This is a genomic window from Cryobacterium sp. Hz9 (assembly GCF_004402825.1).
Taxonomy (GTDB): Bacteria; Actinomycetota; Actinomycetes; order Actinomycetales; family Microbacteriaceae; genus Cryobacterium; species Cryobacterium gelidum.
On record NZ_SOFC01000001.1, the window covers coordinates 39,162 to 52,945 of the forward strand.

The window sequence follows — 13,784 nt, forward strand, 5'->3', positions numbered from 1 at the left end:
TGTTCGCTAGTGCTACCGACCCCATCCAAGGAGGAACACTTGTCCACGACCTCAACCCGCTCCGCCACCGTTTCACCCGCGCGGCACATCCTGACCAAGGTGCCCGAGGTGACCCTCATCTTCTGGGTGATCAAGGTGCTTGCGACCACCGTGGGGGAGACCGCCGCGGATTTCCTCAACGTCGACCTCGGTTTGGGCCTTTCGATCACTTCGGTGATCATGGCGGTCCTGCTCGTTGCCGCGCTCGTCGTGCAGTTCAGATTGCATAAATACACCCCGGCCGTTTATTGGCTGGCCGTGGTGCTGATCAGCGTCGTGGGTACTCTGATCACCGATAACCTCACCGATAGCCTCGGCGTGCCTCTGTGGGTGACGACGGTCGTCTTCGCCGTCGCACTCGCGGCGACCTTCACCGTTTGGGCCATTTCAGAGAAGACTCTCTCGATCCACTCCATCTTCACGACCCGCCGGGAGACCTTCTACTGGCTGGCCGTGTTGTTCACGTTCGCCCTCGGCACCGCGGCCGGTGACCTCGTCGCTGAGGGACTCAATCTGGGCTTCCTCGTCGCCCTGCTCGTCTTCGCCGCCGCCATCGCGCTGGTCGCCGTTGCGTACTTCGTCTTCCACCTCAATGCTGTGCTCGGTTTCTGGATCGCCTACATCCTGACCCGCCCGCTGGGCGCGTCCACCGGCGATCTGCTTTCCCAGCCCGTTGCCGACGGCGGGCTGGGGCTCGGAACCACGGGAACCAGCGTGCTCTTCCTGGCCGTAATCCTCATCCTGGTCATGGTGCTCACCCGCCGCGCACGCACCACAGACCCCCAGTTGACGGCCACCGTCTAAACCACCACGTCGTCTCACTACCGCGTGCGACAGCGGATGCCGGGCCGGTCTTCAGAAAACTCAAAGAGAGCCATTGCAGCATGAATACTATGACCATAACCGCACTGCCCACCTCCGGATTTCTGGACCCGCAATCGGTGATCTCCGGTGCCGGCGTCTGGGGCCTCGTCGTGGTCTGCGCGATCGTGTTCGTGGAGACCGGCCTACTCGTCGGGTTCTTCCTGCCCGGCGATACCCTGCTGTTCTTCACCGGCGTTCTCACATTCAGCGGGGTGATCAGCCAGCCGCTCTGGGTCGTCATCCCGGCAATTGCCCTGTCGGCCGTGCTGGGCGACCAGCTCGGCTACACGATCGGGCGCACGACGGGCCGGCGCATATTCGACCGCCGCGACTCCGGCCTGTTCAGCCGCGCAAGCGTTGCGCGAACGCAGGGCTTCTTTGATCGGTTCGGACCGGCGGCCGTCACGATCGCCCGCTTCGTTCCCGTCGTGCGCACCTTCGCGCCCGTCGCGGCTGGCGTCGGCAAAATGCCCCGGCGGGTGTTCACAATGTTCAACATCGTCGGTGCTGTGCTGTGGGCGACCGGGGTTCTGCTTCTGGGATTCGGGCTGGCTCAGATCCCGGGTGTCGCCGACTTCGCGGCGCAATACATCGACCTCGTACTGATCGTCATCGTCATACTCTCCGTGGTGCCCATCATCATCCGTACCGTCGTCTCACGCCGTCAGAATTCTCGGGTGTGACCATCAGCGGGCTCTCCTGCCGCGCCGACCGTCCGGAACCATGGGGTTGTAGGGTGCCCCATCGTGGTCTCATCGGCGACGGTCTAGGGTCGAAACTATGGCCGTCACCCTGAGCCCGACCCGACCGGAATGCGGTGGGGTTTCCCGCAGAAGCATCAGGAATAGGACCGTGAATCCAGACCGCGATCGTGGTCGAGAATGCGTAACAGCGGGCATCAGGTCGGGCGAACGATTCGGTTCACTTTGAGAATCAGCCACAAGGCGGCTGCACAGTCACAGTGACAATCCCATACCTGGCTATCGTCTGAGAAACTTCACTGCGACGGCACGTCAAGTTAGTCCATTGTCTGTGCCTTATTTTACATTCAGTACCACTCTGGTTCCATATTTCATTGAGTTTGCTCGATAGTTCCAGCCGCTGGATCGGAGGGATGCAGAACGGATGACAGAACGAACGGCAGCCCGGGAGCGGACGTTGCAAGCGGCGCGGCGGGCGCTTCCCCTCCTCGACGCGAAGCGGCTGCTCGACGTCGGTCTGAGTGAGAACGACGTGAGACTTCGGGTCGAGGCGGGCTTGGACAACCGGGTGGCTGCGGATTCGAGCCGGAGCCTGTGGCACATCCTGCGCGGCAATCTCTTCACCTTGTTCAACGCAATCGTGGGAGGATCCTTCATTCTCCTGCTCGCGCTAGGACAGTGGCAGGATTCACTTTTTGGACTAGCCGTCATTGCCAATGTGCTCATCGGTGTCGTTCAGGAATACCGCGCAAAACGCACACTCGACAAGCTCACCCTCTTCCACGCACCGCACGCGCGCGTGTTGAGAGAGGGACGTGTGACGGAGATTGCTGTTGCGGACGTTGTTTTGGACGATGTCTTGGTGCTCCGAGCCGGCGATCAAGTTTCCGCCGACGCCACTGTTTTGCAGGCCGACGCCCTCGAAATTGATCAATCCCTGTTGACGGGAGAAGCCGACCCGGTCGCGCTGACTGTTCAGGGGGACGTGCTGTCCGGTTCGGCGGTCGTGGCGGGGTACGGCCGGGCCAGAGTCGTACGGGTGGGCGCGGACTCTTTTGCCAATCAGCTGACGAGGGAGGCGAAGCAGTTCTCCTTGGTCAACTCGGAGCTGCGCAATGGGATAAATCGCATAATTCGTTGGATCAGCTGGGCTCTCGTCCCGCTTACCGCGTTGGTCGTCAATGGTCAGATGAAGGCGCTGGGAGGGTGGACTCAGGCGATTGAGACCGGCACATGGCGACAGGGCGTGGTCAGCGCCACGGCCAGCACAATCAGTATGATTCCCCAGGGCCTGGTACTGATTACGAGCGTCACCTTCGCGCTGGCGGCCGTGAAACTGGCACGCAACCAAGTGCTGGTCCAGGAGCTGCCGGCCGTGGAGGGTCTAGCCCGGGTCGACGTGGTCTGCCTGGATAAGACGGGCACGCTCACCGAAGGGTCCGTTGTCTTCGACGACGTACTGGAAATTCAGGTCCCATCAGTTCCCCGGTGGCGTCAGGTTCTCGGGTGGTTCGGCGCGGACGCCAACGCCAACGCCAACGCCACAGCCCGCGCCCTGGCCGTCGAGTTCGACGATGCCGGGGGGCTGCGACCCCTGTCCGTACTGCCCTTCAACTCGACGCGAAAATGGGGATCCGCCGCATTCGACGCCGAGGACACCGCGGGAACTTGGGTACTCGGAGCTCCGGAAATGATTCTGAACACCTCTGTTTCCGACGACGTCGCGGTCTTGCGCACCGCGGCGGGACTCGCCGGTGAGGGCAAGCGGACGCTGGCACTGACCCATACCCTCCATCCGATGAACGTGTCCGAGGCTGCACAGGAACGGCTACCTGATGGCTTACGCGCGGTGGCAATCGTCACATTTCGGGAAAAGGTGCGTCCCGACGCTGCGCAGACTCTGAGCTACTTTCAAGAACAGGGGGTCCGGCTTCGGGTGATTTCTGGGGATAATCCGCTCACGGTAGCGGCTGTGGCCCGCGCAGTCGGCCTGCAATTCGAGGGCGATGGCTACGATGCCCGGACATTGCCTGAGGACTTGGCATCGATGGAGGAAGTGCTCGAACAGCACCACGTGTTCGGCAGAGTCACTCCGACCCAGAAAAGAGACATGGTCAATGCCTTGCAACGACGCGGGCATGTCGTGGCGATGACGGGCGACGGAGTGAACGATGCCCTCGCGCTCAAACAAGCGGACATCGGAATTGCTATGGGATCCGGCGCTGACGCCACGAAAGCGGTGTCCCGGTTGGTACTGCTTGATGGCGAGTTCTCCCACCTGCCCAAAGTGGTGGCCGAAGGACGACGCGTGATCGCGAACGTCGAACTGGTCTCGAAACTCTTCCTAACGAAAACCGCGTACGCCGTACTGCTCAGCTTGGCCTTCGGTCTATTGCTCTGGGAATTCCCATTCTTGCCCCGCCAACTGTCCGCCGCCGATGGGCTGACGATTGGTATCCCCGCGTTTTTCCTGACGCTTCTGCCCAACGAGCGCAGGTACATCCCAGGATTCCTGCGACGCTCGTTGGCATTCTCCATCCCCGCCGGAGTCGTCATCAGCGTGGTAATCCTGGCTGTCGACGCATACTCGCGTGTCACCGTCGGCAATACTCAGGACGCCGCCCAAACAGCATCCTTCATCGCTGTATCCCTGGCAGGCCTCTGGGTGTTGGCCGCACTGATCCGGCCATTAAACCGATGGCGGACACTGATCCTCGCGATCATGTACCTCGGATTGTTCGCCTGTCTCACAGTGCCCATCATCCGCGATTTCTTCGACCTCGAGCTTCCAACTGGCGACCTCCTAGCCGTAGCTATTGGCGTAGCAATCGCAGGGTGTTTAGGAATCGAAATCATCCAACGAATCCGTCAAAGACGCAATCCGGACTCGCCCGGAGGCTGAGCTCGCACCGCTGAGCGCGAGGTGCACCCGGGCCGCCAAGAATCATCACACTCTGACAACGCCTAAGTGCTCAGGCCTGAGGCAATCAGCACTTAGCGATCAGCGATCAGCGGTCAGCGCGTAACCGATCGGGGATGATCAGTGGGCGTCGTTGTGTTCGGTCGAGCCCGCCGGTGAGCCGGGGACATTGCCAGGTCCGTATATCGTCAAGAGTGCAACCGGAAATAAGCGGGTTCGCCCCGGCAGCGACGTAGAGGGCCCTGGTCTCGCGAGACATGGCCTCGCGGGAGAGTTGGTCATTCTTGCCCTCTTACCGGTCTTGGGTCGCTGTCAAGTACGAAACTGATGATCGACAGAACCCATGGCGAAAGACCGGGAGGCACAGCAAGAACAATTGGATGCGGTAGGCGGCGGCCGTCATCACCAGCCGCGTTGTTTCCACTCGGAGAGCTCGCTCCGCTCGGCTCGGAGCGTTGTGCCTACTCCATGGCCCGGGTGCACCAGTGTGTCGTCCGGAAGGTAGTCGAAGATTCGGGTGACGATGTCGTTGTACAACGATGAGAAACGCTTGGCATCACCGTTGGTGTTTCCAACTCCGCCGGGGAAGAGCGAATCGCCCGAGAACAGATGGGCGGGACCATGCGGATCGCGGTAGAGCAGGGCAATCGATCCGGGGGTGTGTCCGCGTAGGTGGATTACTTCGAGTTCAATGCCGTCGATGGACCTGACGTCCCCGTGGTGCAAGGGTATGTCCGTGGGTACGGCAATGTCCGCGATATCGTCGAGACCCGCTGCCGCTGGTGCCTTCGTCAGCTCCCTGACCTCGCCAAGTGCCCGCACATGGTCCCAGTGCGAGTGTGTGGTGATGATGAGGGCCAGCCTGGCGACGGCACTCGTGTCTTTCTGGGCATCTTCGAGGAGGGTGAAGATGGCGGGTGCATCGTCCGCGGCGTCGATCAGTACCTGCGTGCCGGTGGATTTCGAGGTGAGTACATAAACGTTGTTGCTCATCTCAGATACTGAAATGCTGCGAACCGTGAGGGCATCGAGATCGTGCATAGTCCTGTTCCTGTAACCGGTTGCGGGTCTCAAACGGCGGCGTCGCGGGGTTAGCGGCAGATCGTGGGGGAGTCACGTCGACCAACTCAGCGATCACCCGACCTTTGGCTACTCGTGCACCGTCATTTCTCCCATTTGGCCCCAACCTTCAGCATCGATACGCTCGCTGATGATCTCTGGAGTCTTTACGAGCGCTTGAGGCATCGCCTTCATGGCCGCCGAGAAGTGAGCGCTGTTCACGTGAGATCCCGCGGCGTCATCGTGGAATGCCTCGACGAGGACGAACTGGTGAGGATCGTCGACACTGCGCGACCAGTCGAACCACAGATTGCCTGGTTCCTGGCGTGTGGCCTCGGTGAAGTCTCGTGTGAGGTCCATCCAACGATCGCTCCACTCTGGTTTTACAGTGAACTTGGCGACGATGAAAATCATGGAATGGTTCCTTTCCTCGGTCACGTCCCGTTCAAGGGCGGCGCTTCCTGAAAACCTGACGGTGAGTTGTCCTAGTTTAGGCGGCGGCGAGTTCGGGAAGGATCACCGTTTCCTCAACGGGCTCACCGTTCGCGGACGCGAACCCCTGAGCTTTTTAGCTCAAGATGGGCGAGCGCACTTCGCGACGAACTTGTACACGGCGATACCGAGCCACACGGACGTGGCCTTGTGGCGTAGGTAAGATGAGACCGGTCACCGCGCCATAAACATGCAAGGAAAACCACTTATGGTGATCATCCCCACCACTCGGGAGGCGGTGCGCTCGGTGTGGGAACAGGAAGCGCCCGATTACAGCGGGATCACCGACAGTAAAACCGCCGGCCGCGTACTTACCGGTCTAGTGCGCGCAGCACTCGACATCCTGGCTTATCGGCGTCTCTCGGAACAACCCGACGCCATCCACATGGTCTCCGGCGACAAGCGCAGCTACCTGAGGTTTGCGTCGGCAGCCGAATACTCGGCGGACTACGCAGTATTGCTCTCTCACATCCTCGCCGCCAATGCGGAGGAAGCAAAAACTCTCGGCGATCTCACCGGTACACCTCCGCCTTGGCAGTCGCTACGCATTGTCGTGCTCTCCCTCGACCAGGACTGTGCCGTGAACCGGCTGGACCTGGATCCGGAAAGCCGGGGCGGTGTGTCCTGGTACGGCACCTTCGATACCGACCTCTTCAACGAGATTGCACTGGGCTTTGCGCTCTTCGTCACTCACTTGGTCGCCAACGTGTTCGACGACGATGACGGTCGGGACACCTTCGATGAGTCATTCGAATGGGTGGTCTGACCCCTTGTAGTACGCCACAGCACAAAAGCGACGAAATGGTTGCTGGGCTGTGAGCTTTGACCACGAGTTGGTGCGGGCTGCGTTAAACTGTGAGGTTGCCGATACAAGTCTCCGGCGCAATGTCGTAACCTCAAAACCGCTCAGAACGGCTGTGACATGAGTCATGGATGTGACTTGTTCATTTAGTCCAGCGACGACGGGATACTGACTAAAGCAAAATTATGAGATTCACCTCCGCCTAGGGACACCTGAATCGAGCCCAAATCGAACCGGATGGGCTCGGCTGTGCTGGGAAGTAGCTGAAGGCGCAGGGCGTCATGGTTTAGATCAACGTCGATCCGGTGCCCGCGGTAGGCGAACTGAAAAGACACGTTCAGAAGTCGCGCCGGAAGCCGTGGTGCGAAGCTGATCCGTTTCGAATCGAACTGCAGGCCGGCGAAGGAGCGTGCGACGAGGTCCACGGTGCCCGCCATTGCTCCAAGATGGATGCCTTCCCGGGTGGTTCCTCCCTGGGTGTCGTCCAGATCGGCGATGAGGGCTTCACGAAATAGTGACCACGACCGGGATTCGTCAAGTTGGGCCAGGACTGAGGCGCTGACCACTCGACTGAGCGTGGAGCCGTTCGAGGTGCGCTCGAGGTAGTAGGTGACAGTGCGAGCGAGGTCTGCTTGTGACAATGGGTAGCCGAGTCGCGCGAGCTGCTGCCTCAGACCTTTCTGGCCGAGCAGGTAGACGAGCATCATGACGTCGGGTTGTTTAGCCAGTTTGTAGCGATTGGTGCTATCGCTCTCGGCCTCGAGAATGAGGTCAAGCCGGCCGATGTTCCCGTACCGATCTCGATACTTGGCCCAGTCGAATTCAAGCAAAGCCTCGTACCCGTCGAATTGGCTGAGTATCCCGTCGGCATGGATCGAAACAAACAAGCTCCGTCCGAGCCGTGACCAGAGATGGAGTTCCGCATCGCCGATTTGCAGACGGTCGATGACATCCGCGCGGGCGTGCCCGCCCAATGTCTGCAGCACCTCTCCGGCCCGCTGGCACACCCAGGCGACCATGACGTTCGTGTAGGTATTGTCACGTAGTCCTTTGCCAGGAGATTCGGGATAGCCGTCGTGGTACTCATCGGGTCCCATGACGCCGGAAATGTGGAAACGGTCGTCCGCCGGATCATGTACGGCGGAAGCAGCGAAGAAGCGCGTTACTTCGATGATGAGCTCGGCACCTCGGTCGGCCAGCCAGTCACGGTCGGCGGTGACTTGAAAATGCTGCCAGGCGTTGAAGGCGACTGCCAGCCCCACGTGCCACTGACGGCGTGAGTTGTCGGGCATCCACCGCGAGGACTGGGGATTGTACAGCTGGGTCGGTGTCTCCTCCCGACCATCGCTACCGCTCTGCCAGGGAAATAGCGCTCCCGGCCGATCTATCGCGTGCGCCGCCGTGCGGGCGGCGTCCAGTCGATGCCACCGGTAGTCCAAAAGGGCGCGGGCCACGTTCGGTAGCCTCAGGTCGAGCACGGGCAGTACGAACAACTCGTCCCAGAAGACGTGGCCTCGATATCCCTCTCCGTGGAGGCCTCGGGCGGGTACGCCCGCATCCAGGTCGGCCGTGTGCGGTGACAGGGATTGCAGCAGGTGGAAGATGTGCAGGTTTAGGACGAGTTGGCTGAGTGGGTCAGCTTCAAGGGTCGTCCCAAACCGCTGCCAGAGGCGCTGCCAGGCTGCCCCATGGCGTTGGAGCGCGCCCGCGGTGTCTGCCGCATGGTCGCGGAGTCGACCCAAGGCGGCGACACCAGGTGACGCGATTGCAGGGTCGCGGGACGTGTATATTGCAGCGGTCTTGGTCAGAGTTGCTGGTTTCCCATCCACTAAAGACAGTTTGATCTCTTTGCGATAGTCACGTCCGATTCTGGAACCCGTGCCGTCCCAGGTGCCTACCGCACCGGCAATATGAAGGTGGATGGCCGTCGCGATCAGAACCTCGCTGTACCTAGTCTGGACCTCACACAGAAGAGTGTCAGTGTCGCTCGAGGCGGTGAACTTCGGGGGAGCCAGATGGGTGGTGTCCGACCCGATGTAGGCGGCGACGTTGGTATTGCGCACGCTCGCGTCGATGCCGGTGCGGAGGGTGATCGTTCCGCTCCACCCAAGCGGAACGAGTGTGGTTTCCAAGACCGCCAGATGTGGGTCATCCATCGAGACGAAGGAACGCTGGACGACGGTCAGTCGATGGTTTTGTGGTCCTACCAGCGTCACGTGGCGGATCGATACGCCCACGCGAAGATCGAGCTCCCGCCGTTCGTCTTGCGTCTTGATCGTGCCGTTCGACCACCACGGGCCGTTTCCGATCCTAATATCGAGCGGGAGCCAGTTGGGTGTGTTGACGAGGTGCTCTTCTTCAACACGCCGCTCGTGGACGTTGCTGACCAAGCGGTTGTACACCCCTGCCAGGTAGGTACCCGGGTAGTGCGTTCCGTCATCCGTGTGCTCCGGTCTGGCACCGCGAGCGACCATGTATCCGTTGCCCAGTGCGGTCAAGGCCTCCCGGTGTCCCTCGTGGGCCGGATCGAATCCGTGATAGACGAGCACCCACGGGTCGGTGGTCGAGCGGCCGAGGTCCAGTTCGCTGGCATCGTTGAGTACGACATCCGCGCCCGCGGCCTCAAGCTCGTTCCGGTGGCCCTGACGGTCGATTCCCACGACGAGCCCAAATCCACCGCGATGAGCGGCCTCGATCCCGGAAACCGCGTCTTCGACCACAGCGGAATGTGCGGGCCGCACGCCCAGCCGTCTGGCCGCCTCGAGGAACATGGCCGGATCGGGCTTACCGGGCAGTCGGAGCTCCATCGCGACCTGACCGTCCACGACGGTGTCGAACATTTCCGTCAGCTCGGCGGCTGCGAGCATCTGGCGGGCATTGCGACTGGCGGTGACGAGGGCGACGGGAACACCGGCTTCGCGCAGACGACGCAGCAACGCTGTCGTCCCCGGGTAGGAGCGCAATCCCTGTTGCTGCAGTTCGGCCAGAAACAGGTCATTCTTGCGGGCTGCCAGCCCGGCGATAGTCCACGCCTCGGGGGGATCGTCGAGGTCGCCGGGCGCAAGGTACACCCCGCGGGCGCCTAGATAGTCTCTGACGCCGTCCTCGCGGCTACGGCCATCGACGTACCTTCGGTAGTCCGTCACTTCGTCGAAGGATTGCTCCGGATCGTCTGGTCGAACACGCGGGTCCTGAAATACCTCGTCGAACAACCGTTTCCAGGCCGTCGCGTGAACCAGGGCTGTGTTGGTGACCACGCCGTCCATGTCAAAAAGCACCGCGTCGTAGACCGCATCGAGATCATGTGCTCCTCGGGAGCCGTGCCTGCCAATCACGACTACTGACCGGCGTGACGAGTACGCGAGAGCGTGCCACTGCTCGAAGGTGGTGTCGACGCTGTGGCTGAATCGGATTCCGGTGACCGGAGGCGCTTGAGCAGGAGTGCGTTGACAGCGACGATAACGACACCGTCGCCTACCGTCCTTACCCGCTTGCCCGCGGCCTGCAGGTCGGCGACCCTGGCGGTCGATACCTCAACGGGTTCGTCAGCGCGACTGACGACGGCTCGAGGGGGTGCCAAGTCGAGGAGCGTGCAAATGGCGCCGTCGAAGAAGATCCACGACGAGTAGAAAATGACCGGGAAGGACAGGACCTGGACGCCGAAAACTTCGAGTACAGGGACTTGCCTGACAGCACGATCGAAGTGTCCGTCAGTGAGCGCGAACGTTGCAAAGGGGCCCGTACCGAAGTCTCGGCGATTCGGGATGGTGTTGATGGTCGTGGAACGCACGCCGGTCCGATCTCCTCGGGACACCCTGAATCTCGGGGACAGCCCCTGAAATGATGTTGCTGCCGATGCCGTGTGGACACTATAGGCGAACGTCCCCACCGTTGGGCTGGCGGGGCACATCCTCGCTGCCGGCGAGTCCCTGTCGTCGTGGTTCGGGAATCGCAGTCGTCGGCAAATGTCTCTGCGCAGTTTTACCGCGGCTGTTCGAGTATGACCCGTCGGCTAAAATTGACATGAATGTTGTAGACCGATTACCTCTTAGGGATTCTGACCATGAAAACCTGCAAAGTAGCCATCATCACGGGGGGCTCCCAGGGCATCGGAGCAGGTCTGGTTTCCGCATTCCGCGGGCTCGGCTATGCAGTGGTCGCTAATTCACGCTCCATCACGGCGTCCGAACACTCGGACGTCATCACGGTACCCGGAGATATTTCGGACCCCGCTGTGGCCAGGAAGGTCATCAGTGCTGCGATGGAGAAGTTCGGTCGAATCGACACGCTCGTGAACAACGCCGGAATCTTCATCGGTAAGCCATTCACCGAGTACACCCAGGAGGACTACAACAACATTCTTCAGGTGAACCTCGGCGGTTTCTTCCACATTACGCAGAAGACCATCGCGCAGATGGTCGAACAGGGAGCGGGCCACGTGGTGAACGTGACAACGACACTGGGTGAATATGCGAACTCGAACGCCCCGTCGGCTCTCGCCTCACTGACCAAGGGTGGACTGTCTTCCGTCACGAAGTCCCTGGCGATCGAGTACGCCAGTCGCGGCATCCGCGTGAACGCCGTTTCTCTGGGAGTTATCCACACGCCGATGCACCCGGAAGAAACGCACGGAATGCTCGCAGGCTGGCACCCGGTCGGACGGATTGGCACGATCGATGATGTCACCCGTGGCGTCCTGTACCTTGAACAGGCCCCGTTCGTTACTGGCGAGTTCCTACACATCGACGGCGGACAGAGCGCCGGAAGCTGAGTCGTGATTCGACGTGCAGCCTGAACTGGCTGTCTCGTCTTCGACGATAGAAAAACAAACGGGAGAGAAACCGATGACCGCGCTTGATAGCATCGCTCAGGTTCGCATCTTGACGGAAGTCTTGAATGGGTGGGCGAACGGAATCCGTGAACATGAGCCGGAGCGTGTCGCCTCCTATTTCACCGAAAACGCCCTGTTCCAGGGCGTCGCGCCGACGCATTCCATTGGCAGGCTCGGTGTGGTCACCTATTACGACGAGCAGCCTAAGGGCCTGAGTCCCTCGTTCCGAATCCTGGAACACCGCCAACTCTCCGACTCGACACTGATCTCCTATATCGACGTCGACTTCACTCATCCCGATGGCGTCGTCATTCCCGTTCACCTGACGGCTGTGCTGCAATACGTCGGTGGTTCTTGGCTCATCAGCCATTACCATGTTTCACAGGTCGAGTAGCAGCGATTCGTCGTAGCGGGTGCCAGCGCGGGGCATGGCGAGCTCATGGCCTCCTCGACGCGGGGGAGGGATGGAAACACGGGTGTCTTTTCTTTGCGGGGTTGACCTTGCGCGAGCCTTCGGTACTGTGAACGCGGATAGCGGAAACAAGCCCATCCGTTGAATTCGCACCAGGAGGTCATCATGCCCAACGCCATCGAGACTGTCGACGTCAACGTTCCTGTTTCCGTCGCTTATAACCAGTGGACGAAATTCGAGGAGTTCTCGACGTTCCTGAGCGCCGTCGAATCCATCACGCAGGTGACCGACACACTCACCGAGTGGAAGGTCAAAGTCGGCGGCGTGGAGCGCACGTTTGAGGCTCGGATAACGGAGCAGCACCCCGACGAGCGCGTGGCCTGGAACAGTACCGGCGGCCAGGTCGATCATGCGGGAGTTGTCACGTTCCACAAGTTGGCCGAGAACGTGACTCGCGTGACGGTGCAGCTTGATTGGGAGGCGAAAGGGCTGCTTGAGAAGGCCGGAGCTGCTCTCGGCGTGGACAATCACGCCATCAAGAAAGAACTTGCGAACTTCAAGGAGTTCATCGAGGCCAAGGGAGCCGACGACGGCGGATGGCGCGGAGACGTCCAGGCTTGATACCGCCAACACGAGGCTAGCGGCCGTGAGCTCGCGAGCCAGTTTCGGATCGTCGCAAAGCCGATCCCGTACGCGGTGGCGATGCGTCTGAGTGCTCTATGTTTCATCCTTTGGCGTCATACCTTTGTCCAAGGATCATTTCCCCAGTTCATCAACGAGTATCGCCATCGTGAGTGCTCGATATCGGAATCTGGTCCCTGTGCCCTATGTCGCTTCACGTAGCCGACCACCTTATGCATGTGTTCTACATCGGACGCGGTTAGATCGGCTTTCTTCTTTCCAAGAATTGTCACGATCCTGCGTCCGGATTTATGCCCGATGGATTCCCCGCTGCCATCGTCTTTCTGTCCGACCTCCTTGGATTCGTCGGTATCGAGCCACGACTTGATCTCACTAGCGGTCATCGTGACCGCGTCTTTCCAGTCATCCCAGATCGCATCGACATCGTTCGCTTTATCTGCCATAGATCAATCATTGCGGTGATGTTGCACGGCAACAAGGGCTCGTTCAGGCTTCGTGGGTTGATTCTTCCTTTCGCGAGAAGAGTCGAGCCCGACAGTCAATTTCTTGAGTCGTCTGCACGGATGTCCACCTGTGGGCGTGCTGATATCCGCTCTGGTCTTTGATGGGGTTGATGACGCGGCCCGCGTCGGGGGCCTGTGGCCGGCAGCGGCCTGTTGTCAGGCAGGTGCGGTGGGCTACGTCGCAGCGAACGCGTTTCTCGCGCGGAGGGGAGCCAGGCATCAAAAGGTCTCTCCAGCACGGCCGGAATGCAGAAGGCCGGGCGGAGCGCCGGTTACGAGTTCGGAGTGCGGGGAGGGATTGCCGTTATCTCCAGGATCGCTTCTCGTATCGGGTATGCCAGATTACAGAGCGCCTCGGTCGAAGTAGTCGCGTTCATCACCGCGAGTGCCGTCGCTGCGCAGACGCCGCGAGGTATTCCCCGCGAGGTGTTCCCCGACAGGTGCGCTCCACCCCTGATCCATCGGCAGGACACCTCGGCGTCATCTTCACGCGGCAGCCTGAAAACGTTCAACGCTTCC

General features: G+C 60.7%; 12 protein-coding genes. 7 read left to right on the top strand and 5 right to left on the bottom strand.

All coding sequences use genetic code 11. The features are described 5' to 3' along the window. Positions 1-39: 39 nt before the first annotated feature. The 3 genes from E3N85_RS00185 (at position 40) to E3N85_RS00195 (ending at position 4,506) form a co-directional block, all read left to right on the top strand. Positions 40-843 carry a hypothetical protein gene (locus E3N85_RS00185; RefSeq protein WP_198412020.1) on the top strand — a complete coding sequence of 268 codons (804 nt, stop codon included), beginning with the start codon at positions 40-42 and terminating at the stop codon, positions 841-843. Between the two features lie 89 nt (positions 844-932). Next, positions 933-1,586, top strand: coding sequence for a DedA family protein (locus tag E3N85_RS00190; RefSeq protein WP_134458208.1), 654 nt, complete (start codon positions 933-935; stop codon positions 1,584-1,586). A 475-nt stretch (positions 1,587-2,061) separates the two neighbouring features. Then, on the top strand, positions 2,062-4,506 hold the full coding sequence (locus tag E3N85_RS00195) for an HAD-IC family P-type ATPase (protein ID WP_241978225.1): 2,445 nt from the start codon (positions 2,062-2,064) through the stop codon (positions 4,504-4,506). Positions 4,507-4,926: 420 nt separating this feature from the next. Here the strand turns inward: E3N85_RS00195 and E3N85_RS00200 are convergent, their stop codons facing one another. Then, positions 4,927-5,565, bottom strand: coding sequence for an MBL fold metallo-hydrolase (locus tag E3N85_RS00200; RefSeq protein WP_134458212.1), 639 nt, complete (start codon positions 5,563-5,565; stop codon positions 4,927-4,929). A gap of 108 nt (positions 5,566-5,673) precedes the next feature. Continuing rightward, positions 5,674-5,997 (bottom strand): putative quinol monooxygenase, encoded by a 324-nt coding sequence (locus E3N85_RS00205; RefSeq protein WP_134458214.1) that lies wholly within the window; start codon positions 5,995-5,997, stop codon positions 5,674-5,676. 286 nt (positions 5,998-6,283) lie between these two features. Between E3N85_RS00205 and E3N85_RS00210 the strand changes: the two genes are divergently transcribed. Beyond that, the gene (locus E3N85_RS00210) at positions 6,284-6,841 is read left to right on the top strand and encodes a hypothetical protein (protein WP_134458216.1); all 558 of its coding nucleotides are present in this window, start codon (positions 6,284-6,286) and stop codon (positions 6,839-6,841) included. A gap of 182 nt (positions 6,842-7,023) precedes the next feature. Here E3N85_RS00210 and E3N85_RS00215 read toward each other — a convergent pair whose 3' ends face one another. Both E3N85_RS00215 and E3N85_RS00220 read right to left on the bottom strand, forming a co-directional pair. Next, a complete protein-coding gene (locus E3N85_RS00215; protein ID WP_241978227.1) occupies positions 7,024-10,155 on the bottom strand; it encodes a beta-phosphoglucomutase family hydrolase in 3,132 nt (1,043 codons plus the stop codon). A gap of 59 nt (positions 10,156-10,214) precedes the next feature. Next, positions 10,215-10,667: a hypothetical protein gene (locus E3N85_RS00220; RefSeq protein ID WP_134458218.1), complete on the bottom strand. Its 453-nt coding sequence runs from the start codon at positions 10,665-10,667 to the stop codon at positions 10,215-10,217. Between the two features lie 273 nt (positions 10,668-10,940). Here E3N85_RS00220 and E3N85_RS00225 point away from each other — a divergent pair, with 273 nt between their 5' ends. The 3 genes from E3N85_RS00225 (at position 10,941) to E3N85_RS00235 (ending at position 12,741) form a co-directional block, all read left to right on the top strand. Next, positions 10,941-11,648 carry an SDR family NAD(P)-dependent oxidoreductase gene (locus E3N85_RS00225; protein ID WP_134458220.1) on the top strand — a complete coding sequence of 236 codons (708 nt, stop codon included), beginning with the start codon at positions 10,941-10,943 and terminating at the stop codon, positions 11,646-11,648. Between the two features lie 13 nt (positions 11,649-11,661). Next, positions 11,662-12,102: a nuclear transport factor 2 family protein gene (locus tag E3N85_RS00230; RefSeq protein ID WP_134458222.1), complete on the top strand. Its 441-nt coding sequence runs from the start codon at positions 11,662-11,664 to the stop codon at positions 12,100-12,102. 183 nt (positions 12,103-12,285) lie between these two features. Continuing rightward, on the top strand, positions 12,286-12,741 hold the full coding sequence (locus E3N85_RS00235) for an SRPBCC family protein (RefSeq protein WP_134458224.1): 456 nt from the start codon (positions 12,286-12,288) through the stop codon (positions 12,739-12,741). 116 nt (positions 12,742-12,857) lie between these two features. Here the strand turns inward: E3N85_RS00235 and E3N85_RS00240 are convergent, their stop codons facing one another. Next, positions 12,858-13,205 carry a DUF3140 domain-containing protein gene (locus E3N85_RS00240; protein ID WP_134458226.1) on the bottom strand — a complete coding sequence of 116 codons (348 nt, stop codon included), beginning with the start codon at positions 13,203-13,205 and terminating at the stop codon, positions 12,858-12,860. Between the last annotated feature and the right edge of the window lie 579 nt (positions 13,206-13,784).

Excerpts from the sequence above, each read along its gene's own strand:
- E3N85_RS00190 (WP_134458208.1), top strand. The coding sequence starts at position 933 with ATGACCATAACCGCACTGCCCACCTCCGGATTTCTGGACCCGCAATCG.
- E3N85_RS00200 (WP_134458212.1), bottom strand. The coding sequence starts at position 5,565 with ATGCACGATCTCGATGCCCTCACGGTTCGCAGCATTTCAGTATCTGAG.
- E3N85_RS00205 (WP_134458214.1), bottom strand. The coding sequence starts at position 5,997 with ATGATTTTCATCGTCGCCAAGTTCACTGTAAAACCAGAGTGGAGCGAT.
- E3N85_RS00210 (WP_134458216.1), top strand. The coding sequence starts at position 6,284 with ATGGTGATCATCCCCACCACTCGGGAGGCGGTGCGCTCGGTGTGGGAA.
- E3N85_RS00225 (WP_134458220.1), top strand. The coding sequence starts at position 10,941 with ATGAAAACCTGCAAAGTAGCCATCATCACGGGGGGCTCCCAGGGCATC.
- E3N85_RS00235 (WP_134458224.1), top strand. The coding sequence starts at position 12,286 with ATGCCCAACGCCATCGAGACTGTCGACGTCAACGTTCCTGTTTCCGTC.
- E3N85_RS00240 (WP_134458226.1), bottom strand. The coding sequence starts at position 13,205 with ATGGCAGATAAAGCGAACGATGTCGATGCGATCTGGGATGACTGGAAA.